We start from the raw sequence: 23,221 nt of genomic DNA, 5'->3' as shown, positions 1-23,221 counted from the left end.
GAGTGAGAGCCATCCGCCGATTCACCGTCCGCAACGTTCTGCCCGAGAGGCTGGCCCCGCTCGACACGCTGGCGCTGAACCTGCGCTGGTCGTGGCACACCCCGACGCGGGACCTGTTCGCCTCGCTCGACCCCGAGCTGTGGGAGCGGGTGCACGGCGACCCGGTCGAGCTGCTCGGTTCGCTGAGCCCGCAGCGGCTCGAGCAGCTGGCGCAGGACCCGGGCCTGGTGGGTGAGGTCGAGCGCCTCGACGCCGACCTGCGGACCTACCTGACGGAGCCGCGCTGGTACCAGCAGCTGGACGGGGACGGGCAGCACGCCGACAAGCCGGACACCATCGCCTACTTCTCGGCCGAGTACGGCGTCACCGCGGTCCTGCCCCAGTACTCCGGCGGCCTCGGCATCCTCGCCGGCGACCACCTCAAGTCGGCCTCCGACCTCGGGGTCCCCATCGTCGGCGTCGGGCTGCTGTACGGCGCCGGCTACTTCAAGCAGTCGCTGACCCGGGACGGTTGGCAGCACGAGACCTACCCGCTGCTCGACCCCGACAACCTGCCGCTGACCCTGCTGCGGGAACAGGACGCCACCCCGGCACGGGTCTCCCTCGCGCTGCCCGCCGGGCGCACGCTGCACGCCCAGATCTGGGTGGCGCAGGTCGGCCGCGTGCCGCTGCTGCTCCTGGACTCCAACATCGCCGAGAACGACGACGTCTCACGGCGGGTCACCGACCGGCTCTACGGCGGCAGCGCCGACCACCGGCTCCGGCAGGAGCTCCTCCTCGGCATGGGCGGCGTCAAGGCAGTGCGGGAGTACTGCCGCATCACCGCCACCCCGGCGCCGCAGGTCTACCACTGCAACGAGGGGCACGCGGGGTTCCTGTCGGTCGAACGGATCCGCGAGCTCGTCCAGGACGCGGGCCTGACGTTCGAGGCCGCGCTCGAGGCGGTCAAGGCCGGCACGGTCTTCACCACGCACACGCCGGTGCCCGCGGGCATCAGTCGCTACGGCACCGACCTGGTCTCCGAGTACTTCGGCGGCGGCGCCGAGATCGACGGCGTTCCGCTGGAGCGGGTGCTGGCGCTCGGCTCCGAGGAGTTCGAGGGCGGCAACCCGGCCGTGTTCAACATGGCGATCATGGGCCTGCGGGCCGCCCGCCGGGCCAACGGCGTGGCACAGCTGCACGGCAAGGTCTCCCGCGGGATGTTCCACCAGCTCTGGCCCGGTTTCGACGTCAGCGAGGTGCCGATCACCTCGATCACCAACGGTGTCCACGGCGCCACCTGGACCGACCCGTCGTTCTCGGATCTGGTCAGCGAGCGCCTGAGTCCCGAGCAGATCACCTCCGGCGAGGGCTTCCTGCTGCAGCCGGAGGAGGGTGGGATCTCCGACGAGGAGCTGTGGGCCATGCGCGCCAGGCTCCGGGAGAAGCTCGTCGTCGAGGCCCGAGCCCGGGTGCGCAGGTCCTGGCTGGACCGAGGTGCCTCGCCGGCCGAGGTCGGCTGGACCGACGACGTCCTCGACCCGGACGCCCTGACCATCGGCTTCGCCCGCCGCGTCCCGACATACAAGCGGCTGACCCTCATGCTCTCCGAGCCCGAGCGGCTCACGAGGCTCCTCACGGACCCGGAACGGCCCATCCAGATCGTGGTCGCGGGCAAGTCCCACCCCGACGACGAGCAGGGCACGGGGCTCATCCAGCGGCTCGTGCAGTTCGCCGACGACGCTCGCGTGCGCGACCGGATCGTCTTCCTGCCGAACTACGACATCGCGATGGCGCAGAGCCTCATGCCGGGCTGTGACGTCTGGCTCAACAACCCGTTGCGTCCGCTGGAGGCGTCGGGGACGTCGGGGATGAAGTGTGCGCTCAACGGCGGCCTCAACCTCTCGATCCTCGACGGCTGGTGGGACGAGTGGTACGACGGGCGCAACGGCTGGGCCATCCCCACCGCCGACGGCGTCCACGACCAGACCGAGCGTGACCGGCTCGAGGCGGCAGCGCTGTACGACCTGCTCGAGAACACCGTGGTCCCGCGCTTCTACGAGCGCGACGAGGCCGGCGTCCCGCGGCACTGGATGGAGATGGTCCGGCACACCCTGGGCACCCTCGGCCCCAAGGTGCAGGCGACCCGCATGGTCAAGGAGTACGTCACCGAGCTGTACACCCCGGTCGCGGCGAGCTCGCGCGCTCTCGACGGCACGAGCCACGGTGCCGCGCAGGAGCTGGCCACGTGGAAGGCCAGGGTGCGCGCCGCCTGGCCGTCCGTGCACGTCGACCACGTAGAGTCCGAGGGCATCGGAGACGTCGTCAACGTCGGGGACCAGGTGGAGGTGACGGCGTACGTCTCGCTGCACGACCTGTGTCCCGACGACGTCGAGGTCCAGGTCGTCGGCGGCCGTGTCGACGATCAGGACAACCTCACCGAGGTGCGCGTCTTCCCGCTGCGCCTGAAGGAGTCCTACGAGGGCGGCCGGTACGCGTTCTCCGTGTCCCGCGTGCTCGAGGGCACCGGCCCGTTCGGCTACACGGTCCGCGTCGTGCCGAGCCACCCCCTGCTGGCGGCCCCCGCCGAGCTGGGCCTGGCCACCTCCACCTCGTAGCCCCGCCGAAGGTGACATCTGGCCGAGCGGGTGACGTCTGGCCGCGCGGGTGACATCTCACGGAACCAGTGACATGCCGCTCGCTCGGCGGCGGAGTGGACGCCTGGCGCCGCCCGACGTCGTCCCGGCAGATGTTCGGTCGAGAGCGCTCAGTACACCATCTGCATGGCCTCGCGAACCTCGGCGAGCGTGGACTCCGCGATCGCGTTGGCGCGCTCGTTGCCGGTCCGGAGCACCTGGAGCAGGTAGCCCGGGTCGGCGGCCAGCTCGGCGCGCCGCGCACGGATGGGCGCGAACATCTCGTTGACGGCCTCGGTGGCGACCTTCTTGAGCGTGCCGCCCCCGCCGTCGCCGATCTCCGCGGCGACGTCCTCGGGCCGGCGGTCGCTCGCCAGGGCGGCGAGCAGGACGAGGTTGGAGACCTCGGGCCGGTTCACCGGGTCGTAGGTGATGTGCCGGTCGTTGTCGGTGACGGCCCGCTTGAGCAGCTTCGCCGTCGTGTCGGCGTCCATGCCGATGTCGATGGTGTTGCCGCGGGACTTGCTCATCTTCTGCCCGTCGGTGCCGAGCACGCTGGCCGCCTCCGAGAGCAGCGCGTCCGGTCGCGGGAAGACCGGCACCGATCCGTCGCCGGCGCGGCCGTAACGCTCGTCGAACCGCCGGGCGACCACGCGGGACTGCTCCAGGTGCGGCAGCTGGTCCTTGCCCACCGGGACGAGGTTGGCCTTGCAGAACAGGATGTCCGCGGCCTGGTGCACGGGGTACGTGAGGAGCAGCGCGGACATCGGACGGTCGCCGGTGGCCTCGAGCTCGGCCTTGACGGTGGGATTGCGGCGCAGCTCGGCGTCGGTGACCAGCGACAGGAACGGCAGCATCAGCTGGTTCAGCGCCGGTACGGCGGAGTGGGTGAAGATCGTGCCGGCGCTCTCCGCGTCGATACCGACGGCGAGGTAGTCGGCGATGAGGGACAGCACGCGTTCGCGGATCGGTCCGACGCCGTCCCGGTCGGTGATGACCTGGTAGTCGGCGACGAGCACGAACGTCTCCACGCCCGCGCGCTGGAGCCGCACCCGGTTGCGCAGCGACCCGAAGTAGTGCCCGACGTGGAGGCTCCCGGTGGGACGGTCGCCGGTGAGGACGCGGAAGCGGCCCGGGTCCGTGGCGATCTGGTCCTCGATCTCCTCGCTCCGGCGTCGGGTGCGCTCGAGGGAGGCATCGGAGGTGGACTCCGCGAGGTCGGTCACGGCGTTCTGCTGCTCGGTCATGTGGTCCTCGGTGGTCGGGGCCGTCCCGCGGGCGGACGGCCGCCGCGCAAGGACGGCCGGGGCGTCGGGTCGCTCGGTGTGGCCGTCGTCAGGACGGCCACCGCCGGGACCGGGGAACGCGGGGGCGCTGCATGGGGACAACTCTAACGGGAGGGCCGCGCCAGGTAGATCCGCATGCTGAGGGACTCCATCTCGACGGCGTAGCCCGGCTCCGGCGGGACGTGCTGGCCGTTCCCGTCCTCACCGTCGGACTGCTCGGGCCAGTCGTCGGGGTTCTCGAGGCTCGCGCCGTGGCCGTCGCCGGGCGTCTCCCAGGCCGAGTCCCAGACGAGGTCGTAGCCCGTGCCGCGACCGATGGGCGGCACCACGGTCTGCTCGTCGAGCGAGCCGTTGAGCACCACGAGGGCGTCGACGTCGCCCAGCGGACGGCCCGAACGGTGCATCTGCAGGACCCGGCGGTGCGGGTCGGCCCATGCCTCCGGGGTCATCGGCGTGCCGGTCTCGTCGTACCAGGACAGGTCCGGGACGGTGTCGTCGCCGGCCGGACGCCCGGTGCAGAACCCCTCGGGCCGCAGCACCGGGTGCTCGCGCCGCAGCCGCAGCAGGCACGTCGAGGTGGCGAGCAGGTCCGCGTGCCAGCCGTCCCGGTTCCAGTCCAGCCAGGAGATGTCGTTGTCCTGGCAGTACGCGTTGTTGTTGCCGCCCTGAGTGCGCCCCATCTCGTCGCCGGCGGTGAGCATCGGTGTGCCGGCCGCGACCAGCATCGTGCCGAGCATGTTGCGCATCGATCGGCGCCGCACGGGCACGATCTCCGCGGCGGGGGAGTCACGCGGGACGGATCCTTCGACGCCGTGGTTCCAGGACCGGTTGTCGTCCGTGCCGTCGTGGTTGTCCTCGAGGTTCGCGGCGTTGTGCTTGTGGTCGTACGTGACGAGGTCGGCCAGCGTGAAGCCGTCGTGCGCGGTGACGAAGTTGACCGACGCCAGCGGACCGCGACCGCCGGGCACCTCGCCGTGCGAGAACAGGTCCGCACTGCCGGCGAGCCGGGTGGCGAGCTCGCGCAGGTCCTTGCCGGTGCCGCCCTTGGCCGCCGTGGCCGGGTCGGCGAGCCAGTAGCGGCGGACGGTGTTGCGGAATCTGTCGTTCCAGTCGGCGGCCGGGGCGGGGAACTGGCCGGTGCGCCAACCGGCGGGTCCCAGGTCCCACGGCTCCGTGATGAGCTTCGTCGCGCCGACCACGGGGTCGGTGGCCATGGCCACCAGGAACGGGTGGCGAGGGCTGAAGTCGGCGGCGTCGCGGCCGAGGGTGACGGCGAGGTCGAAACGGAACCCGTCCACACCGACCTCGCTCGCCCAGTAGCGCAGCGAGTCCAGGGTGAGCTGGACCACCCGGGTGCGGCGGAAGTCGAGCGAGTTGCCGCACCCGGTGACGTCGACGAGCCGGGCGGGGGCGGCGCCGTCGTGCAGGTAATAGCCGGTGTTGTCGAGGCCGCGGAAGCTGAGGGTGGGTCCGTCACCACCGCCCTCGCAGGTGTGGTTGTAGACGACGTCCAGGATCACCTCGAGGCCGGCCGCGTGCAGCAGCGCGACCATGCCCTTGACCTCGGCGAGCACCGCCTCGGGCCCGGCCTGCTGCGCGGCCTTGGTCGCGTAGCTGGGCTCCGGCGCGAAGTAGCCGAGCGTGTTGTAGCCCCAGTAGTTCGTCAGGCCCTTCTGGGTGAGGAACGGCTCCGGGAACTTCGCGTGGACGGGGAGGAGCTCGACGGCGGTCACGCCGAGCTCCTTCAGGTGCGCCACCGTCGCCGGGTGGGCGAGCCCGGCGTAGGTGCCGCGCAGCTCGGGCGGCACCTCCGGCAGCCGCATCGTCAGGCCGCGCACGTGGGCCTCGTAGAGGACCGTGTCCGCCCACGGGGTGCCCGGGCCGGGCACGGCGGCGTCGAAACGGTCGTCGACGACGACGCCGTGAGGGACGTGCGGAGCCGAGTCCCGGCCGTCGGCCTGCCAGGGGCCGTCCAGGGGCGCGAGGTCGTCGCCGACCACGTGCGAGTAGATCGCCGGTGCCGGCTCCACGGCGCCGGCCAGGGCGCGGGCGTACGGGTCGAGGAGCAGCTTGGCCGGGTTGTGCAGCAGCCCGGCGTCCGGGTCCCACCGCCCGTGCACGCGGAACCCGTAGCGCTGGCCCGCGCCGACTCCCGGGACGTGCCCGTGCCAGATCCCGTCGACCGGACCGCAGAGGGAGAACCGCCGCTCCGTGGGGGTCCCGTCGCCGCCTTCGTCGAGGAGGCACAGGTCCACCCGCTCGGCCTGCGAGGCATGCACGGCCACGTCGATGCCGTCACCCACCAGGTGCGCACCGAGACGCCGCGGGTTCGCGGCGGGTGACCGGGCGGGCTCGGCGGGGACGTCGGCGTACGTCCTGCCTTCGACGGCGGTGTAGGTCATTTTGCCCATTCAACTCCACGACGCTGCGCAGCCGGGCCGTCTTGGACACGTTGCGCGACATCTCACCTCGCGTGGATGGCCGCGCCTCGGACGTCCGTCTCCCGATTCCGCGCCGACGGCGCCCAGGTGGCACCCTGGTGCCATGCGGATCGTCGTGTGCGTGAAGTACGTCCCGGACCTGCAGGCGGAGCGGTCGCTCGACGCCGACGGGCACCTCGTGCGAGGCCTCGACGACGGCATCAACGAGCTGGACGAGAACGCCGTCGAGGCCGCCCTCGGCCTCGCCGAGGCCGCCGGCGAGGACACGGCCGCCGAGGTCGTCGCCCTCGCGGTCGGCCCCGACGACGCCGTGGACGCCGTGCGCAGAGCCCTGCAGATGGGCGCCGCCTCAGGCGTGCACGTCCTCGACGACCGGGTCGCCGGCGCCGACGTCATGGGTACGGCGCGGGTGCTCGCTGCCGCCGTCCGCACCATCGAGCAGGACGGTCCGGTGGACGTGGTCGTCACCGGCATGGCGACCATGGACGGACTGTCCTCGATGGTCCCCGCCGCGCTCGCCGCGGAGCTCGACCGCCCGGCGCTGACGCTGGCCAGTCGCGTGTCGCTCGAGGGCAGGACCCTGACCATGACGCGGAGCATCGGCGAGGCGGACGAGGAGCAGGCCGCGGAGCTGCCCGTGGTCCTGTCGGTGACCGACCAGCTGAACGAGCCGCGGCTGCCGGGAGCGAAGTCCCTGATGTCCGCGCGGAAGAAGCCGGTCGCGACCTGGTCCCTCGACGACCTCGCGGGCGGCGCGGAGCTGGCCGGAGACGCGGAACCCGGCGGCGACGGCGCACTGGCCGCGACGACCGTCGTGACCGCCGAACCCTTGCCGCCGCGCGAGGCGGGCCGCATCATCACCGACACCGGGGACGCCGGCACGAAGCTGGCCACGTACCTGGTCGAGAACAAGCTGGTCTGACGGGAAGACATGCGCACTGATCCGGTCCTCGTCGTCGTCGATCACGTCGACGGCGCCCTCACGACACCGTCCGCCGAGGTCCTCACCCTGGCGCGCACGCTGACCACCGGCCCGGTCGACGCCGTGGCGCTCACGACGCCGGACCTGGCCGCGCTGGGCAGGTACGGCGCCCGCGCGGTGCACGTCCCGCAGCTCGACGGCCTGGCGCCGTCGGTCTCCGCCGTCGCCGCGGAGGCGGTCCTCGCGGCCGTGCACGGCGTCGAGCCGGCCGCCGTGCTGCTCGTCTCCACCTTCGCCGGGAAGGAGCTGGCGGCCCGCCTTGCCGTGTCGCTGGGCTCCGGCGCCATCGTCGACGCCACCGGCGTCGAGGCGTCGGACGATGGCCTCGTCGCCTCCAAGGTCGTCCTGCAGGGCACCTGGTCCACGACGTGCCGGGTCACCAGCGGCGTCCCGGTCATCGCCGTCAAGCCCACGGTCGTCGACGCCGAGCCCGCCGAGCAGGACGAGACGGCGGACGTGCCGGAAGTCGTCGACGTGCCCGTCACCTTCTCCGCCACCGCACGGGCCGTCCAGGTCCTCTCCCGCACGGAGCACCCGCGCGGGCGCGCACCGTTGACGGAGGCGCGGACCGTCGTCGTGGGCGGGCGGGGCGTCGAGGGCGACTTCTCGCTGGTCACCGAGCTCGCCGACGAGATCGGCGCGACCGTGGGCGCCACGCGCGTCGCCACCGACGAGGGCTGGATCGACCACGCCGCCCAGGTGGGTCAGACCGGCGTGACGATCTCCCCGCGGCTGTACATCGGCGTCGGCGTCTCCGGCGCCATCCACCACACCGCCGGCATGCAGAGCGCCCAGACGATCGTCGCGGTGAACAACGACACCGACGCCCCGATCTTCGAGATGGCCGACCTCGGCGTCGTCGGGGACCTGAACGACATCATCCCGCAGGCCCTCACAGAGCTCCGCCGCCGCAAGGCGCAGCAGTAGGCCCACGCGGGCCGACACACGGTCGCCGGCTGGCGGCCGCCCCGAGGTGACCGGCGGCCCCGCCCGACTCGTCGCGCGTCCCTACACTGGCTCGGTGACCACGTACCTCGACCACGCCGCCACCACGCCGGTGCGCCCCGAGGTGGCCGCTGCCTACACCGAGGAGCTCGGCCGCCTCGGCAACCCGTCCTCCCTGCACGGCGCCGGCCGGGAAGCACGGCGCCGCCTCGAGGAGGCACGCGAGCAGCTCGCCGCAGCGATCGGCGCCGAGCCGGCCGAGGTCGTCTTGACCTCCGGCGGCACCGAGGCCGACAACCTCGCGGTCAAGGGCGCCTACTGGGGCCGCCGAGCCACCGACCCGGCGCTGCGCGCCGTGGCCATCTCCGCCGTCGAGCACCACGCCGTGCTGGAGGCCGCCGAGTGGCTCGGCGAGCACGAGGGCGCCGACGTCACCCAGCTCCGGGTCGACTCCGACGGCACGCTCGACCTCGACCACCTCGACGAGGTGCTCGCCCCCGGGACGGTCGCCGTCGTCTCGACGATGTGGGCCAACAACGAGACCGGCGTGCTGCTGCCCGTTCCCGAGGTCGCCGCCCGAGCCCACGCCGCCGGCGTGCCCGTCCACTCCGACGCCGTCCAGGCGGTCGGCAAGGTCCCCGTGCACTTCGCGCGCTCCGGGCTCGACGCCATGACCCTGACCGGCCACAAGCTCGGCGCACCCGTCGGCACCGGCGCCCTGGTGGCGAGGCGCGATCTCACCCTGACCCCGGTCGAGCACGGCGGCGGACAGGAGCGCGGGGTGCGCTCCGGGACCCTCGCGGTCGCAGGCGCACGTGCGCTGGCGCTCGCCGTCGAGCTGGCCGTCGCCGACCAGGAGGCCGAGGCCGACCGCCTGCGCGGGCTGCGGGACCGGCTGGTCGCCGGGGCGGTCTCCGCCGTCGACGGGCTGCGGCTCACCGGACCGGCCGATGCCGAGACGAGGCTGCCCGGCCACGCGCACCTGACCGTGGCCGACGCTGACGTCGACGCGATGCTGCTCGGCCTCGACATGGCCGGTGTCGCGGCGTCGTCCGGGTCCGCCTGCCAGGCGGGCGTCCAGCAGGCCTCGCACGTCCTCGTCGCGATGGGCCGCGACCCGCAGGAGGCCCGGTCCGCGCTGCGGTTCTCGCTGGGCCGGACGTCGACCCGGGACGACGTCGACGCCGTCCTGGCCGCCCTTCCCTCCGTCATCGAGAATGCCCGGAAGGCGTACGCCACCCGGCGGCCACGACCCGCCGCGACCTCGGGGAGCGTGGCCTGATGCGCGTGCTGGCCGCTCTTTCCGGCGGCGTCGACTCCGCGGTCGCCGCGGCACGAGCCGTCGACGCCGGGCACGACGTCGTCGGTGTGCACATGGCTCTGTCGCGCTCACGTGCCCAGCACCGCAACGGCTCACGCGGCTGCTGCTCCATCGAGGACTCCTCCGACGCCCGACGGGCCGCGGACGTCCTGGGCATCCCGTTCTACGTGTGGGACCTGTCCGAGGAGTTCGAGGAGACCGTCGTCGCCGACTTCCTCTCTGAGTACGAGGCAGGCCGCACCCCGAACCCGTGCGTGCGCTGCAACGAGCACATCAAGTTCTCGGCCCTGCTCGACCGCGGCGTCGCGCTCGGGTTCGACGCGGTGGCGACCGGGCACTACGCCCGCATCGTGGACGTGCCCGACGACGGTGGTGGCACCGCTCGGCGCGAGCTGCACCGCGCCGCCGACTCGGCCAAGGACCAGTCCTACGTGCTCGCAGTCATGGGGCAGGAGCGCCTGGAGCGCTCGCTGTTCCCGCTCGGGGACGTGGTGTCCAAGGAGGACGTCCGCGCCGAGGCCGCCGCCCGGGGACTCAGCGTGTCCGCCAAGCCCGACTCCTACGACATCTGCTTCGTCGCCGACGGCGACACTCGCGGGTTCCTCCAGTCCCGCCTGGGGAGCCGGCCCGGCGAGGTGGTCGACGTCGACGGGGAGGTCCTCGGCGAGCACGACGGCGCCTACGCGTTCACGGTCGGGCAGCGCAAGGGCCTCGGCCTGACTCGGCCCGCGCCCGACGGCGACCCGCGCTACGTCCTCGAGGTGCGGCCGGAGAGGAACCAGGTCGTGGTCGGACCGAACGAGCTGCTCAGCGTCGACGAGCTACGAGCGGACCAGACCGTGTGGCTCGCCGAGGACGTGCCCGCGGGCGAATGGACCGACGCCGAGGTGCAGATCCGCGCCCACGGCGAGCCCGTGCCGGCGCGCGTGCGCCGGGACGAACGGGACGCCGGCAGTGTCTTGGCACGGCTGGTGACGCCCCTGCGCGGGATCGCACCGGGCCAGTCGCTCGTCGTCTACGCCGGCCCCCGGGTGCTGGGACAGTCGACGATCACATCGGCCCGCCGCGGTGCTCCCGTGCACGCCTGAGGTCGCGACGGCTGCTGAGATCGGCACCCGGTCACCCCACGCGGCGTGCCCGCGGGTCTTTTCGCCCCCGGTCGCGCACGTCGGCCGGTGCCGCCGGCTGAGCGCCGCCTGCGCCCTCGGTCCCGTGGGCCTACGGTTGCCAGCGTGCACGATCTTCTTCCGCTCGCACGGACCGCGGTCGACCCCGACGCCGTCTCCCGCACCGACGACACGCTGGTGCGCCGGCTGGTCGCCGACCCCACGACGCGGGTGCTGCTGCTCCAGCGGGGCCTCGTCGCCTGCGACGGTGACGCGCTCGACCTGCGCGAGCCCGCCGATGTGCCGGGCGACGCGTGGACCGGCGAGGTCGTCTACCTCGGCCGCGACGCCGACCATGCGTACCTCGCGGTGACGCTGCCCGCGCAGCTGGGCGCGCAGCGCGATCCCGACGGCGGGCCGGCCGTCGAGGACGCACGCCTCGCCGATCTCGTGTCGGGGCTGCGTCTGACCCACCTGCGTGATGTCGGCGACGTGCTCGACGACCGCGACGCCGGCCTCGCCACCACGGCCGTGGCCGTCAGCGCCTGGCACGAGCGGCACCCGCGGTGCCCGAGGTGCGGCGAGCCCACGGAGGTGATCGACGCCGGCTGGGTGAGACGCTGCAACACTGACGGCTCCCTGCACTACCCGCGCACGGATCCCGCCGTCATCATGGCCGTGACCGACCACGGCGACCGCATCCTGCTCGGGCATGCCGCCCATTGGCCGGAACGGCGGTTCTCGACGCTGGCCGGCTATGTCGAGCCGGGCGAGTCCATCGAGGTGGCGGTGGCTCGCGAGGTCATGGAGGAGGTCGGCCTCGAGGTCGGGGACGTGGAGTACGTCGCCTCCCAGCCGTGGCCGTTCCCCGCCTCGCTCATGCTCGGCTTCCGCGCCGCCCTCGCCGAGGGAGCGAGCGACGACGTACGCGTCGACGGCGTCGAGATCACCGATGCAAGGTTCTTCACCCGCGCGGAGCTGGCACACGCCGTCCGGGCGGGCGAGGTGCTGCTACCGATGCGCTCGTCGATCGCCCGCTCGCTCATCGAGGAGTGGTACGGCGGACCGCTCGAGATCTCCGGGACCTGACGCCTTCAGGCGCCGAGACGCTGCACGACCTCCTTCAACGACGGGTTCGTCGCCGCACTGCCGTCCGGGAAGACGACGGTCGGGACCGTCTGGTTCCCGCCGTTGACCGACTCGACGTACGACGCCGACTCCGCACTCTCCTCGATGTTCACCTCGTTGTAGGCGATGCCCTCGCGATCGAGCTGCGACTTCAGCTGGCGGCAGTAGCCGCACCAGCTGGTGGAGTACATCGTGATCGTGTCGTTCTCGGGGACCTCTGTGGTCATGGAGTCTCCTTCCGTCGTCGGCGCCAACGCCGCCGACCGCCACATTCTTCCCTGTGGGACCATCACCTTCTGGCCCGCCGACGTCCACAGGGCCCACGGCGCGTACCGACCATGTCGGTGCGTCCTGAGACACTGGGCGGGATGAGCATGGACCAGCTCGCGACGAGCACCGACGAGCTCCTGGACGCCCTCGACGAGGACCAGCGCGCGGTCGCCGAGCGGCTGACCGGACCGCTGTGCGTGCTGGCCGGCGCCGGTACCGGCAAGACTCGAGCGATCACCTACCGCATCGCCAACGGAGTGCGTTCCGGAACCTACAACCCCCAGACCGTCCTCGCCGTGACGTTCACCGCGCGGGCCGCCGGCGAGATGCGTTCGCGCCTGCGTGATCTCGGTGTCGGCGGCGTCCAGGCACGCACGTTCCACGCCGCGGCGCTGCGCCAGCTCTCCTACTTCTGGCCCTCGGTCATCGGCGGCGGCGTCCCGCGCATCGCTGAGCACAAGGCCTCCCTCGTCGGCGAGGCGTCGGGTCGCCTCGGCCTGGGCGCGGACCGGACCGCCATCCGCGACCTCTCCAGCGAGGTCGAGTGGGCAAAGGTGTCCCTGATCACCGCCGAGGACTACGTCTCCAGGGCCGCCCGCGCGGGACGCGAGGCGGTCGGCGGTCACGACCACGCGACCATCGCGCGCCTGCTGAGCGTCTACGAGGACGTGAAGAACGAGCGCGGAGTGATCGACTTCGAGGACGTGCTGCTGCTCCTCATCGGCATCCTGCTCGAGCGCGACGACGTCGCTGCCCAGGTCCGTGGCCAGTACCGGCACTTCGTCGTCGACGAGTACCAGGACGTGTCGCCGCTCCAGCAGCGGCTCCTCGAGCTGTGGCTCGGCGACCGCCGCGAGCTGTGCGTGGTCGGCGACGTGTCCCAGACGATCTACTCGTTCACCGGCGCCACACCGCGATTCCTCACCGACTTCCCGCGCCGGTACAACGACGCGCCCGTGGTGCGGCTCGTACGCGACTACCGGTCGACCCCCCAGGTGGTCGACCTCGCGAACAACGTCCTGACCCGGGCGGGACGGTTCCGCGACTCCGGCGCGGTCGAGCTGGTGGCGCAGCGTCCGTCGTCGGCCGCGGTCCGGTACGAGACCTACGACGACGACCTGGCCGAGGCGCGCGGCGTCGCAGAACGCATCGCGGCCCTGGAGAAGGACGGCGTCCCGCTGAGCGAGATCGCCGTCCTCTACCGCACGAACGGGCAGTCGGAGGCCCTCGAGCAGGCCCTGGCGGACGCCGGTGTCGGCTACCTCGTCCGCGGTGGCGAACGGTTCTTCTCCCGACGGGAGGTCAAGGAGGCGATCGCCATGCTGCGGGCCGCCGTGCGCTCCAGCGCCGGGCAGCCGGTGACCGAGGCGGTGCGCGACGTGCTTGCCTCGGTCGGGTGGTCGGTGACCCCGCCTGCGGCGCGGGGGGCGGCGCGCGAACGCTGGGAGTCGCTGAACTCGCTGGTCAACCTCGCCGACGACCTCCACGTCACCAGGGACGCCGGCATGGCCGAGCTCGTCGCGGAGCTGAATGAGCGCGCGACCGCTCAGCACGCCCCCACGGTCGACGGCGTGACGCTGGCGACCCTCCACGCCGCGAAGGGCCTGGAGTGGGATGCGGTCTTCCTCGTCGGGGTCTCCGAGGGGCTGCTCCCGATCTCCTTGGCCGACGGCGACCAGGCGATCGCCGAGGAACGGCGGCTGCTCTACGTCGGGATCACCCGCGCCCGCGAACACCTCCAGCTCTCCTACGCGCGCGCCCGCACGGTCGGCGGCCGAGCCTCCCGGAAGCGGTCCCGGTTCCTCGACGGCATCTGGCCCGACGACGGTGCTGCCGGTCGGCGCGGCGGCATGTCCCGTCGCGGGGCAGCTCGGCAGCGCGCGGAGACGTTCCTGGAGGAGAATCCGGCCGACGTCGAGCTCTACGAACGATTGCGCAGCTGGCGAGGTGAGGTCGCCAAGGCCATCAGCAAACCGGCGTACACGGTGTTGCACGACACGACGCTCCAGGCCATCGCGACGGCGAAGCCCAAGGATCTGCGCCAGCTTGCGGTCCTGCGGGGGATCGGCGCGACCAAGCTCGACGCGTACGGCGGTCAGGTGCTCGCGGTCGTCCGGGGCGACGCCGTGGACGTGGACGCGTGGTTGACGCGATGAGCCAGGTCGACGGCGCGCGAGGAGCCGTAGGAGGGCGGAACGCACCGAGGAAAAAGTTCCGAGAAAAAGACATTGCCCTCCATGGAACGGCGGGTCTAGGCTCAACGTGTCTTGAGTCCGCCGGACCCTGCCTAGCCAGCACAGAGGGTTCCCGATCCCGAGGGAGGTGTCGAAAACGATGAAGCTTTGCCACATTCGCGTCGATCTGATCGCGCCGGTTTTCGCCACCCCCGGGGGCAAGTACGCCCTCGCCACGGATGGCGCCGTCGTGCGCAACCGCATTGGCGAGAAGGGGATCGCTGTCCGGACCTAGCTCATCGAGCTGTTTGCTCCGGCCGCGATCCCACCGGGACCGCGGCCGTCGTTGTCAGAGGCGTCCGGAGTCCCCACGACCAGGACACTGACACTGAGAACGACCAAGGAGCAGCAGTGCAGCTCACGGCTCTACTCGACCAGATCAGCCAGGGATCATCCGTCTCCTGGCCCGCGACCCCGCCCGCGACGAACCGCGACGGCGAGGCCGGCTGGGGAGTCCTGCCCGCGTCCTCGGCCGGCGGCGCGGCGATCCCGTGCCAGTCCGCCGAGAACAGCGACCTGTGGTTCGCGGAGCGTACCGCCGACGTCGAGCTGGCGAAGGCGTTGTGCCGCGAGTGCCCCGTGCGTGAGGCCTGCCTGGCAGGCGCGCTCGAGCGCGGGGAACCGTGGGGAGTCTGGGGCGGCGAGGTCTTCGCCAACGGCGTCGTCGTCCCGCGCAAGCGTGGACGTGGCCGCCCGCGCAAGGACGAGGCGGCCTGATACGCCGTCGGGTGCGGCGGCGAATCAGCGGACGCGGAGAACGTCGGCAGCGGCCGGTGGTCAGGCGGGTTCTTGTGCCCGCCCGGCCACCGGCTTCTCCGGCGTCGGTTCATCCAGGGACACTCCTGCGCACCCGCAGTCGGGGTGCACGGCCCACGGTCGCAGCACCGGCAACGGGCTGAGAGCGCTCACCTCGAGGCTGGCACGGTCCGCCACGAGCTCTCGCCCGTCGATCGCGGCGAGCACCTGGTGCGCCGTCAACGCCGCGCCCATCTGGCCCAGCTGGCTGGTCGCGACCGCCGCCGGTGAGCACCGCAGCTGGGTGGCGACGGCCGGCCAGGCCGGGTCGGCATCGGTCCGGTGCAGGTCCATGCAGCGCGTGCACGGCCCGTCGCCCGGGATGATGAGCGGGCCCACCACGACGTCGACCTCGCCGACCACCACGGGAACGTGCGCCACGTCGTCCCGCACGAGCGGCAGCAGCAGCACCGGATCGGCGACCCGGGAGCAGACCACCACCACCATGTCCGGCCGCCGTCCCGGCGGGGCCTCGGTCCTCAGCCGGTCGAACGTCGACCGCAGCCTCGCCTCGGCCCGGACCCTTCGCCGGTCGCCGACATCGGCGGGATGGTAGGGACCGACGTCGAACGGGTCGACCGGCCCGTCGTCCTCCAGCAGCACCGTGCCGATGCCGGCCTCCGCCAGGTGCGACGCGATCCGCAGGCCCACGTGGTCCAGGCCGACCACGGTGACCACCGCTTCCGAGCGGCGTCCGAGCAGCGCCGGGCCGTCACCGTCCGGCAGCAGGCGCGACCAGTACGCGTCCTCCGGCGGCACGGGCGTGCTGGTGGCCCGGTCGGCCACCGGGTCGAGCACTCCGGAACGCTCGAGCAGCCGGATGAGCTCGCGGACCCGACCTGCCCGTACCCCCGCGGTCCGGCCGACCCGGACGAGGTCCGCCTCTGTCGGTTCGTAGCCGCCCCTGTCGAGGTGGTCGAGGACGCGTTGCTCGCCGGGGGAGAGGTCCTCGAGGACCACCGCGCACCGCGGGTCGACGCCGATCTGGCTCTCGCCCTGCCCGCGCCACAGCACCGAGAGTCCTGTCCGTAACCGCATGCCGCCTCCTCGTCGTGCGAGGGACTCTCGCACGCGGCCGAGCGTCGGTGCAGACGGCTTCCACAGCGTGTGGACAAGGGGAGCAGCGGCGGGTGCGGTGGACGCGGAGGCGCCGAAGACCGCCGCTCAGCGCGCCCGGCCCCCGGTCACCACGCCGAGTGCCGGCGAACGCCCTACGAGTCCCGGCCGTCCGCGTCGCCGGTCTCGCCGGTGCTGCCCGTCCCGCCGGTCTCGGTGCCGGCATCGTCGGACGTGTCGCCCTCGTCGGAGGTGTCGGACCGGTCGGTCTCGTCGGTGTCCTCGCTCGCCAGCGTGCCGTCGAGCATGGCCGCGAGCGCGGCGTCGACGTCCTCCTCGGCGGCGCGGGCGGCCTTGCGGCCGGCGACGAAACCGCTCGGGTCGTCGAGCTCGTCCGCGCTCGGCATGAGGTCCGGGTGCGACCACAGCGCGTCACGCTCGGCCGTCCCGTACTCCGCCCCGAGCGCAGCCCACAGCGCGGCCGCCTCCCGCAGCCTCCTGGGCCGCAGCTCGAGCCCGACGAGCGTCGCGAACGTGTGCTCCGCGGGCCCGCCCGTCGCCCGCCGCCGCCGGAGCATCTCCTGAAGGGCGACCGCCTGTGGCAGGTGTGCGGCGACGGCCTTGCCGGCGACCTCCTGCACCCAACCCTCGACGAGGGCCAGCGCCGTCTCCAGGCGGACCAGGGCCGCCTGCTGGGCGGGGGACTGCTCGAGCGCGAACACCCCTCCGGACAGCGCCTCGCGGAGCTCTTCGGGGTTGGTCGGGTCGATCCCGCGGACGGCCTCCTCCATCGCCTCGACGTCGATGGTGATCTCGCGCGCGTACGCCTCGACGATGCCGAGCAGATGCGCACGCAGCCACGGCACGTGCGCGAAGAGGCGCGCGTGCGCCACCTCTCGCACGGCGAGGAAGAGGCGTACCTCCTCCTCCGGCACGTCGAGGCCCTCGGCGAAGTCGGTGACGTTCGCGGGGACGAGTGCCGCCGTCGTGTTCTCGACGAGCGGCAGACCGGTGTCCGAGGGGCCGAACGCCTCGCGGGCGAGGGCGCCGACCGCCTGACCGACCTGCATGCCGAACACGGCGCTGCCCAGCTGACGCAGCATGCCCTGCACGGGCCCGGAGTCGGCGGCCATCGCCTGGACCTCGGGCGGCAGCTGCTCAGCCTGCGACCGGATGGTCTCCACGAGCGCGTCGGAGACGGAAGTCGCCACGGGCTCAGACAGCCGCTTCCAGGTCGGCATCGTGCGCTCGACCCAGTCCGCCCGGCTCCACGCCTCCTGTGTCCCGCCGGCGGGATCGAGCTCCGTGGCCGTGTCCAGCCACAGGTCGGCGACCGAGAGGGCCTCTCGGACCCGCTGCGCCTCGGCGGCGGTGACCGCGGGGTCGCCACCCGCGTGGGCGGCCTGACGGGCCAGGTCGTGGGCGACGCGCCAGTTGACCGGCTCGCCACCGCCGGAGGCCAGCATCTGCTGCATCTGGGAGATCATCAGCATCAGCTGATTGCGGTCGGCGGGCAGACCGGCCGCCTGCGACATCGCCTCGGGATCCATGCCCGAGGCCCGCATGGCACGCATGGCCTCCTCGGCGGCGGGTCCACCCATCATCGAGCGGAGGAGCTCCTCCCAGCTGCCGGGCTCCTCGCCCTCGCTGCGCGCGGGTTCCTGACTCATGGCGGCTCCTGAAACGGGTGGTGGGACTCCACGGTAAACCGCCGCGGCCCGGCGGGTGAGCGGCAACCGGCCCGCTCGGCCGGGGTTCGCTCAGGGCGCAGCGGACGCGGCGCTCCGACACGTGCGGCATGATGGGCCGGTGCGTGAGCAGGAGTCCGCGGCCCCGGTCGAGTTCCCAGGGCGGGACGAGACCGCCGCGCCGGCCGAACGCTCCTCGCGGCGCGCCGTCACGCTCGTCATCTCCGGCGGCCTGCTCGCGCTCGCGCTCCTGGTCGCCATGCTCGTGCCGCTGCCCTACGCCGTGCAGCGGCCCGGGCCGACGGTGGACACGCTCGGTGAGCACGACGGCGAGCCGCTCATCCACGTCGATGGCGCCCAGACCTATGCCACCTCGGGCGCGCTGATGCTGACCACCGTCTCGGTGATCGGGGGACCGGAATACCCGGTGGGGGCGTTCGACGTGCTCATCGGCTGGCTCCGGTCCGACCAGGTGGTGCTACCGGTCGAGGCGCTCTTCCCCGACGAAGCCACCCGCGAGCAGCTCGACGAGCGGTCCAGCCAGCAGATGGCCTCGTCGCAGACAAACGCCACCGTCTCCGCCCTCGAGGAGCTCGGCCGCGAGGTACCCATGGTGCTCACCGTGACGGGCACGGCGCAGGGGAGCGGTGCCCGCGGCGTCGTCGAGAACGGCGACGTGATCACCTCGATCGAGGTGCCCGGGAAGGAGCGCACAAGGGTGCAGGCCTTCTCCGAGCTCGTCGAGGTGCTGCGGCGGACCGAACCCGGCACCACGGTCAGCCTCGGCGTCACGCGCGACGGCGAGCAGGTCGAGCTCGAGGTCGAGACCAGCGATCCCGGGCACGGTTCCGATCAGGAGGGGTCCGTGCTGGGCGTCTTCCTCGAGCCCGACGTCGAGATCCCGTTCGAGGTCGACTTCGACATCGACGACATCGGCGGACCCAGCGCCGGCACGATGTTCGCGCTCGGGATCATCGACCGGCTCACGGAGGGCGAGATGACCGGCGGCGAGCAGATCGCCGGTACGGGGACGATGGACCTCGCCGGACAGGTCGGGGCCATCGGTGGCATCGAGCAGAAGCTCGTGGGTGCCCGCCGCGACGGTGCGCAGTGGTTCCTGGCCCCGGAGGGCAACTGCAGCGACGTCGTGGGCCACGTCCCGGACGGCCTTCGTGTGGTCAGCGTCGACACGCTCAGCGAGGCGCGGGACGCCGTCCAGGCCATCGGTGCGCACGAGGGCGACGACCTTCCCACGTGCGCGGCCGAAGCTTCCTGACCTACGCCGGCCGCCCCTTTGCGCCAGACCTCTCGCGGTCAGCGCAGGGTCGCGTGCAGCGCCTCCACCAGCCCCGGCACCGCGTCGGCAGACCCCGCGACCGCGTCGTCCGAGTCGTGGCGCCGGCTCCGGATCGCGCACCAGGACTCGCCGCTGCGCAGCACGCCGGCCGCCATCCGGACGTCCTGACGCTCGGGGTGGGCCATCAGCTGCTCGACGGCCTCCTCCTGGTCCTCCGGCAGTCCCTGCTCCGCCTCCGGCGGCACCACCATCCGCTCGAGGACGACGGCGGCGCCGTCCACCTCTTCCGGCCACCCGAGCTGGCCGAGCAGCTCCTCGATCGTCTCCGCGGCCGGGAGGCCTTCCTGCTCGATGCTCGTCAGGTGCTCCGGATCCCGCTCGGCCGCGGCGAGCGCGTCGGCGGGCAGCTCCTCGCCGAGCGCGGGAGTGGCGGCGAGCGCGTCGGTCGTGCGCACGAGCGCGAAGACGGCCACCGGCCCGTCCCAGCCACGCGCCGCGACGTGCCGCTCGATGTCGCCGACGGCGACGCGCAGGGCGAGCGCGCGACCCGTCGGTTCGGTGGTGGGTGCCTCTGGGGTCGTGTCGTCCGTCATGCCCCCATCATCGCGTGCTCGGCTCCGGGCGCTCCGAGCACCGGACTTCCGCGGCGTTTTGCGCACCGTGGCCCGCGGTATGGGAACCTAGTACCAGGCCGGCACGTTGGCCATGGTGGCTGCGCACGTCGTGCGCGGCCGGACCAGGGCGCCCCAGGCGGCCACACACACGCTTGTTCGAGAACCTAGAGGTGCTACTCAGTGACGTTCGCATCCGTCCCCCGTTCGTCCGGCCGGGAGGAGAGGGGCCCGCGCCGCCGAGGCGCCCTCGTGCCGACCCTCGTGGTCCTCGCCGTGGTGGCGGCCGTCGTCCTCGCGCTGGCGCAGGTCTGGACCGAGATCCGGTGGTACGAGCAGCTCGGCTTCACCGACGTGCTCATCCGCGAGTGGACCACCCGTGGGGTGCTCTTCGTCATCGGCTTCCTGGTCATGGGAGCGGCGGTCTGGCTCAACCTGCACCTGGCGTACTCCCGGCGCCAGATCTACCCGCCGACGACGCCGGAGGAGCGCAACCTCGACCGTTATCGCGAAAGCATCGAGCCGCTGCGCCGCCTGATCATGTTCGGTGCCCCCGTCGTCCTCGGCCTCTTCGCCGGCGCGTCCTTCAGCGGCATGTGGCGTTCGGTGCTCACCTTCCTCAACCAGGAGCCCTTCGGCGCGACGGACCCGCAGTTCGGTATCGACATCGGCTTCTTCGTCTTCACCCTGCCCGTCGTGCGCTCGATCGTCTCGTTCCTCATGACGGTCGTGTTCCTCAGCGCGGTGGCCGCGATCATCACCCACTACCTCTACGGTGGCGTCTCGCTGGCGCCGCGACAGCAGCGCGTCAGCACGGCCGCCCGCGTGCACCTGTCGATCCTCGCCGCGGTGTTCGTCCTGCTGATCGCCCTGAGCTATTGGCTGGACCAGTACTCCCTGCTGGTCGGTGACAACGGGCGCTTCTCCGGCGCCTCGTACGCCGACATCAACGCGGTGCTCCCCGCGAAGCTGATCCTGGCCGGGATCGCGCTCATCGTCGTCGTGCTGTTCGTGGTGACGGCGTTCCGCGGCAGCTGGACGCTGCCCGCGGCCGGCATCGCCGTCATGATCGTCTCGGCCCTCGTGGTCGGCACGGCCTATCCCGCCATGATCCAGCGCTTCCAGGTCGACCCGAACGCCATCTCGGCGGAGAGCCGGTACATCCAGCGCAACATCGACGCGACGCGCGCCGCCTACGGACTGCAGGACGTGCAGTCCGAGACGTACTCGGCGACGACGGAGGCCGAGGCCGGCCAGCTGCGTGAGTACAGCGAGTCGACCGCCTCCATCCGGCTGCTCGACCCGAACATCGTCTCGCCGACGTTCAACCAGCTGCAGCAGTCCAGGCAGTACTACGGCTTCGCCGACGTCCTCGCGGTCGACCGCTACGAGATCGACGGCGAGAGCCGGGACACGGTCATCGCCGTACGGGAGCTCAACCTGGACGGGCTCGCCCCCGAGCAGCGCAGCTGGATCAACGACCACACCGTCTACACGCACGGCTTCGGCGTCGTCGCCGCGTACGGCAACACCACCGGCCCGGACGGGCGTCCGGCCTTCTTCCAGCAGGGCATCCCCAGCGTCGGCGAGCTCGGCGACTACCAGCCCCGCGTCTACTTCGGCCAGCAGATGCCGACGTACTCCATCGTCGGTGCGCCCGAGGGCGCCGACCCCTGGGAGCTCGACTACCCGGACGACGACGCCGCGAACTCCTACGAACCGACCACGTACAGCGGCGACGGCGGCCCCACCATCGGCTCGTTCTTCGAGAAGCTGCTGTACGCACTGAAGTTCGGCGACACGCAGATCATGTTCTCGGACCGGGTCACCGACGAGTCCCAGATCCTCTACGACCGCGACCCGCACGAGCGCGTCGCCAAGGCCGCGCCGTACCTGACGCTCGACAACCGTGCCTACCCGGCCGTCGTCGACAACGACGACGACTCCTCGACGCCCAAGCAGCTCGTCTGGATCGTCGACGCGTACACCACCACGAACGACTACCCGTACTCGGCCCGGGAGTCCCTCGAGGAGGCGACGACCGACACCATCGTCCAGGCGCAGGGTGGCAACGCCTCCGTGGGGGCGCTTCCCGAGCAGGTCAACTACATCCGGAACTCCGTGAAGGCCGTGGTGAACGCCTACGACGGGTCGGTGACGCTGTACGAGTGGGACCAGGAGGATCCCATCCTCGACACGTGGCAGAACGTCTTCCCCGGCCACATAACGCCCACGTCGGAGATCAGCGGGGACCTCATGAGCCACCTGCGCTACCCCGAGGACCTCTTCAAGGTCCAGCGCACGCTGCTCTCCGAGTACCACGTGACGAACCCATCGACCTTCTACTCCGGCTCGGACGAGTGGAACCTGCCGACCGACCCGACCACGAACACCGGTGAGCTGCAGCCGCCGTACTACCTGTCGATGCAGATGCCCGACCAGGAGGACGCGAGGTTCTCGCTGACGTCGAGCTTCATCCCGGGCGGTCAGACGGACCGCAACATCCTCACCGGGTTCCTCGCCGTCGACTCCGAGACCGGGGACTCGGCCGGCGAGGTGCGCGAGGGGTACGGCCAGATGCGGCTGCTTGAGCTGCCCTCGGACATCACCGTGCCCGGCCCCGGCCAGGTGCAGAACAACTTCAACTCCAACCCGCAGATCTCCTCCGCGCTGAACCTGCTGTCGCAGGGCAACTCCGAGGTGACGCACGGCAACCTGCTCACGCTGCCGATCGGTGGTGGACTGCTGTACGTCCAGCCGGTGTACGTGCAGTCCTCGGCCGGCACGTCCTACCCGCTGCTGCGTCGCGTGCTCGTGTCCTTCGGCGAGGAGATCGGGTTCGCGTCCACGCTCGACGAGGCGCTCGACCAGGTCTTCGGTGGCGACTCCGGTGCCGAGACCGGTGAGACCGACGTTCCGACGGAGGAGGGGCAGCCCGAGGATGAGCAGCCCGAGGAAGGCGCCGAGGAGCCCGGCGGCACCACCGAGGTGCCGGCCGAGGCCCAGCAGCGGCTGAACGAGGCGCTCGCCGCGGCGCAGGAGGCCATGGTGGAGGCCAACGAGGCGCGCACCTCGGGTGACTGGGCGGCGTACGGCGAGGCCCAGCAGCGCCTGCAGGAGGCCATCGACGAGGCCCTGGCCGCGGAGGAGGAGATCGCCGCGGCCGAGGGGAGCGGCGGTGAGACGCCCACCGACCAGCCGACCGAGGGCTGACCACCGGTGTGAGTCAGCCCACCCCTGGCAGATTTGCTGAGCGGAGCACCCGCGAAGTAACCTGTACAGGACGGCGCGGGGTGGAGCAGTTCGGTAGCTCGCCGGGCTCATAACCCGGAGGTCGCAGGTTCAAATCCTGCCCCCGCTACGAGAAGACGAAGGCCCGGACCGATTGGTTCGGGCCTTCGTCGTTGTCGCGAGCTCCGGTCTGTACGGCTGGTCCGCAGTGTCGG

The 23,221-nt window shown here is 72.1% G+C and carries 16 protein-coding genes and 1 tRNA gene; 11 read left to right on the top strand and 6 right to left on the bottom strand.

All coding sequences use genetic code 11. The annotated features are described in order from the left end of the window. The first annotated feature begins 2 nt into the window (after window positions 1-2). Complete coding sequence (gene glgP, locus ABD907_RS01960; RefSeq protein WP_345214813.1) at window positions 3-2,597, top strand: alpha-glucan family phosphorylase; 2,595 nt, start codon at window positions 3-5, stop codon at window positions 2,595-2,597. 149 nt (window positions 2,598-2,746) lie between these two features. On the opposite strand, the gene trpS is transcribed toward glgP, so the two are convergent. After that, window positions 2,747-3,862: a tryptophan--tRNA ligase gene (gene trpS, locus ABD907_RS01955; RefSeq protein WP_345214812.1), complete on the bottom strand. Its 1,116-nt coding sequence runs from the start codon at window positions 3,860-3,862 to the stop codon at window positions 2,747-2,749. Between the two features lie 143 nt (window positions 3,863-4,005). Continuing rightward, on the bottom strand, window positions 4,006-6,312 hold the full coding sequence (glgX, locus tag ABD907_RS01950) for a glycogen debranching protein GlgX (RefSeq protein ID WP_345214811.1): 2,307 nt from the start codon (window positions 6,310-6,312) through the stop codon (window positions 4,006-4,008). A 133-nt stretch (window positions 6,313-6,445) separates the two neighbouring features. On the opposite strand from glgX, the gene ABD907_RS01945 reads away from it, so the two are divergent. The 5 genes from ABD907_RS01945 to nudC all read left to right on the top strand — a co-directional run bounded on the left by ABD907_RS01945 (window position 6,446) and on the right by nudC (window position 11,785). Beyond that, window positions 6,446-7,264 (top strand): electron transfer flavoprotein subunit beta/FixA family protein, encoded by an 819-nt coding sequence (locus ABD907_RS01945; protein WP_345214810.1) that lies wholly within the window; start codon window positions 6,446-6,448, stop codon window positions 7,262-7,264. Window positions 7,265-7,273: 9 nt separating this feature from the next. Continuing rightward, window positions 7,274-8,251 (top strand): electron transfer flavoprotein subunit alpha/FixB family protein, encoded by a 978-nt coding sequence (locus ABD907_RS01940; RefSeq protein ID WP_345214809.1) that lies wholly within the window; start codon window positions 7,274-7,276, stop codon window positions 8,249-8,251. A 94-nt stretch (window positions 8,252-8,345) separates the two neighbouring features. Continuing rightward, a complete protein-coding gene (locus ABD907_RS01935) occupies window positions 8,346-9,551 on the top strand; it encodes a cysteine desulfurase family protein (RefSeq protein WP_345214808.1) in 1,206 nt (401 codons plus the stop codon). Then, on the top strand, window positions 9,551-10,678 hold the full coding sequence (gene mnmA, locus ABD907_RS01930) for a tRNA 2-thiouridine(34) synthase MnmA (RefSeq protein WP_345214807.1): 1,128 nt from the start codon (window positions 9,551-9,553) through the stop codon (window positions 10,676-10,678). The genes ABD907_RS01935 and mnmA overlap by 1 nt, the downstream gene beginning before the upstream one ends. 144 nt (window positions 10,679-10,822) lie before the next feature. Beyond that, a complete protein-coding gene (nudC, locus tag ABD907_RS01925; RefSeq protein WP_345214806.1) occupies window positions 10,823-11,785 on the top strand; it encodes an NAD(+) diphosphatase in 963 nt (320 codons plus the stop codon). Window positions 11,786-11,790: 5 nt separating this feature from the next. Here the strand turns inward: nudC and ABD907_RS01920 are convergent, their stop codons facing one another. Next, window positions 11,791-12,051 carry a mycoredoxin gene (locus ABD907_RS01920; RefSeq protein WP_345214805.1) on the bottom strand — a complete coding sequence of 87 codons (261 nt, stop codon included), beginning with the start codon at window positions 12,049-12,051 and terminating at the stop codon, window positions 11,791-11,793. A gap of 141 nt (window positions 12,052-12,192) precedes the next feature. On the opposite strand from ABD907_RS01920, the gene ABD907_RS01915 reads away from it, so the two are divergent. Beyond that, on the top strand, window positions 12,193-14,250 hold the full coding sequence (locus tag ABD907_RS01915; protein WP_345214804.1) for an ATP-dependent DNA helicase UvrD2: 2,058 nt from the start codon (window positions 12,193-12,195) through the stop codon (window positions 14,248-14,250). 534 nt (window positions 14,251-14,784) lie between these two features. Continuing rightward, window positions 14,785-15,045 carry a WhiB family transcriptional regulator gene (locus ABD907_RS01910; RefSeq protein ID WP_425555693.1) on the top strand — a complete coding sequence of 87 codons (261 nt, stop codon included), beginning with the start codon at window positions 14,785-14,787 and terminating at the stop codon, window positions 15,043-15,045. Between the two features lie 60 nt (window positions 15,046-15,105). On the opposite strand, the gene ABD907_RS01905 is transcribed toward ABD907_RS01910, so the two are convergent. After that, window positions 15,106-16,161 carry a ubiquitin-activating E1 family protein gene (locus tag ABD907_RS01905; RefSeq protein ID WP_345214802.1) on the bottom strand — a complete coding sequence of 352 codons (1,056 nt, stop codon included), beginning with the start codon at window positions 16,159-16,161 and terminating at the stop codon, window positions 15,106-15,108. A 173-nt stretch (window positions 16,162-16,334) separates the two neighbouring features. Continuing rightward, window positions 16,335-17,849 carry a zinc-dependent metalloprotease gene (locus tag ABD907_RS01900; protein ID WP_345214801.1) on the bottom strand — a complete coding sequence of 505 codons (1,515 nt, stop codon included), beginning with the start codon at window positions 17,847-17,849 and terminating at the stop codon, window positions 16,335-16,337. A gap of 139 nt (window positions 17,850-17,988) precedes the next feature. On the opposite strand from ABD907_RS01900, the gene ABD907_RS01895 reads away from it, so the two are divergent. After that, the gene (locus ABD907_RS01895) at window positions 17,989-19,143 is read left to right on the top strand and encodes a YlbL family protein (RefSeq protein ID WP_345214800.1); all 1,155 of its coding nucleotides are present in this window, start codon (window positions 17,989-17,991) and stop codon (window positions 19,141-19,143) included. A 38-nt stretch (window positions 19,144-19,181) separates the two neighbouring features. On the opposite strand, the gene ABD907_RS01890 is transcribed toward ABD907_RS01895, so the two are convergent. Next, entirely contained in the window at window positions 19,182-19,757 is a 576-nt protein-coding gene (locus ABD907_RS01890; RefSeq protein ID WP_345214799.1) for a PPA1309 family protein, read from the bottom strand. 201 nt (window positions 19,758-19,958) lie between these two features. On the opposite strand from ABD907_RS01890, the gene ABD907_RS01885 reads away from it, so the two are divergent. Beyond that, complete coding sequence (locus ABD907_RS01885; protein WP_345214798.1) at window positions 19,959-22,988, top strand: UPF0182 family membrane protein; 3,030 nt, start codon at window positions 19,959-19,961, stop codon at window positions 22,986-22,988. A gap of 74 nt (window positions 22,989-23,062) precedes the next feature. After that, a tRNA-Met gene (locus ABD907_RS01880) sits at window positions 23,063-23,136 on the top strand. The last annotated feature ends 85 nt before the right edge of the window (window positions 23,137-23,221 follow it).

Source organism: Georgenia halophila, assembly GCF_039541595.1.
This window is presented reverse-complemented; position numbering and strand designations above follow the sequence as displayed.

Coding starts and splice junctions, on each gene's coding strand:
- trpS (WP_345214812.1), bottom strand. CDS start 3,862: ATGACCGAGCAGCAGAACGCCGTGACCGACCTCGCGGAGTCCACCTCC.
- glgX (WP_345214811.1), bottom strand. CDS start 6,312: ATGGGCAAAATGACCTACACCGCCGTCGAAGGCAGGACGTACGCCGAC.
- ABD907_RS01945 (WP_345214810.1), top strand. CDS start 6,446: ATGCGGATCGTCGTGTGCGTGAAGTACGTCCCGGACCTGCAGGCGGAG.
- ABD907_RS01940 (WP_345214809.1), top strand. CDS start 7,274: ATGCGCACTGATCCGGTCCTCGTCGTCGTCGATCACGTCGACGGCGCC.
- mnmA (WP_345214807.1), top strand. CDS start 9,551: ATGCGCGTGCTGGCCGCTCTTTCCGGCGGCGTCGACTCCGCGGTCGCC.
- ABD907_RS01920 (WP_345214805.1), bottom strand. CDS start 12,051: ATGACCACAGAGGTCCCCGAGAACGACACGATCACGATGTACTCCACC.
- ABD907_RS01915 (WP_345214804.1), top strand. CDS start 12,193: ATGAGCATGGACCAGCTCGCGACGAGCACCGACGAGCTCCTGGACGCC.
- ABD907_RS01905 (WP_345214802.1), bottom strand. CDS start 16,161: ATGCGGTTACGGACAGGACTCTCGGTGCTGTGGCGCGGGCAGGGCGAG.
- ABD907_RS01900 (WP_345214801.1), bottom strand. CDS start 17,849: ATGAGTCAGGAACCCGCGCGCAGCGAGGGCGAGGAGCCCGGCAGCTGG.
- ABD907_RS01890 (WP_345214799.1), bottom strand. CDS start 19,757: ATGACGGACGACACGACCCCAGAGGCACCCACCACCGAACCGACGGGT.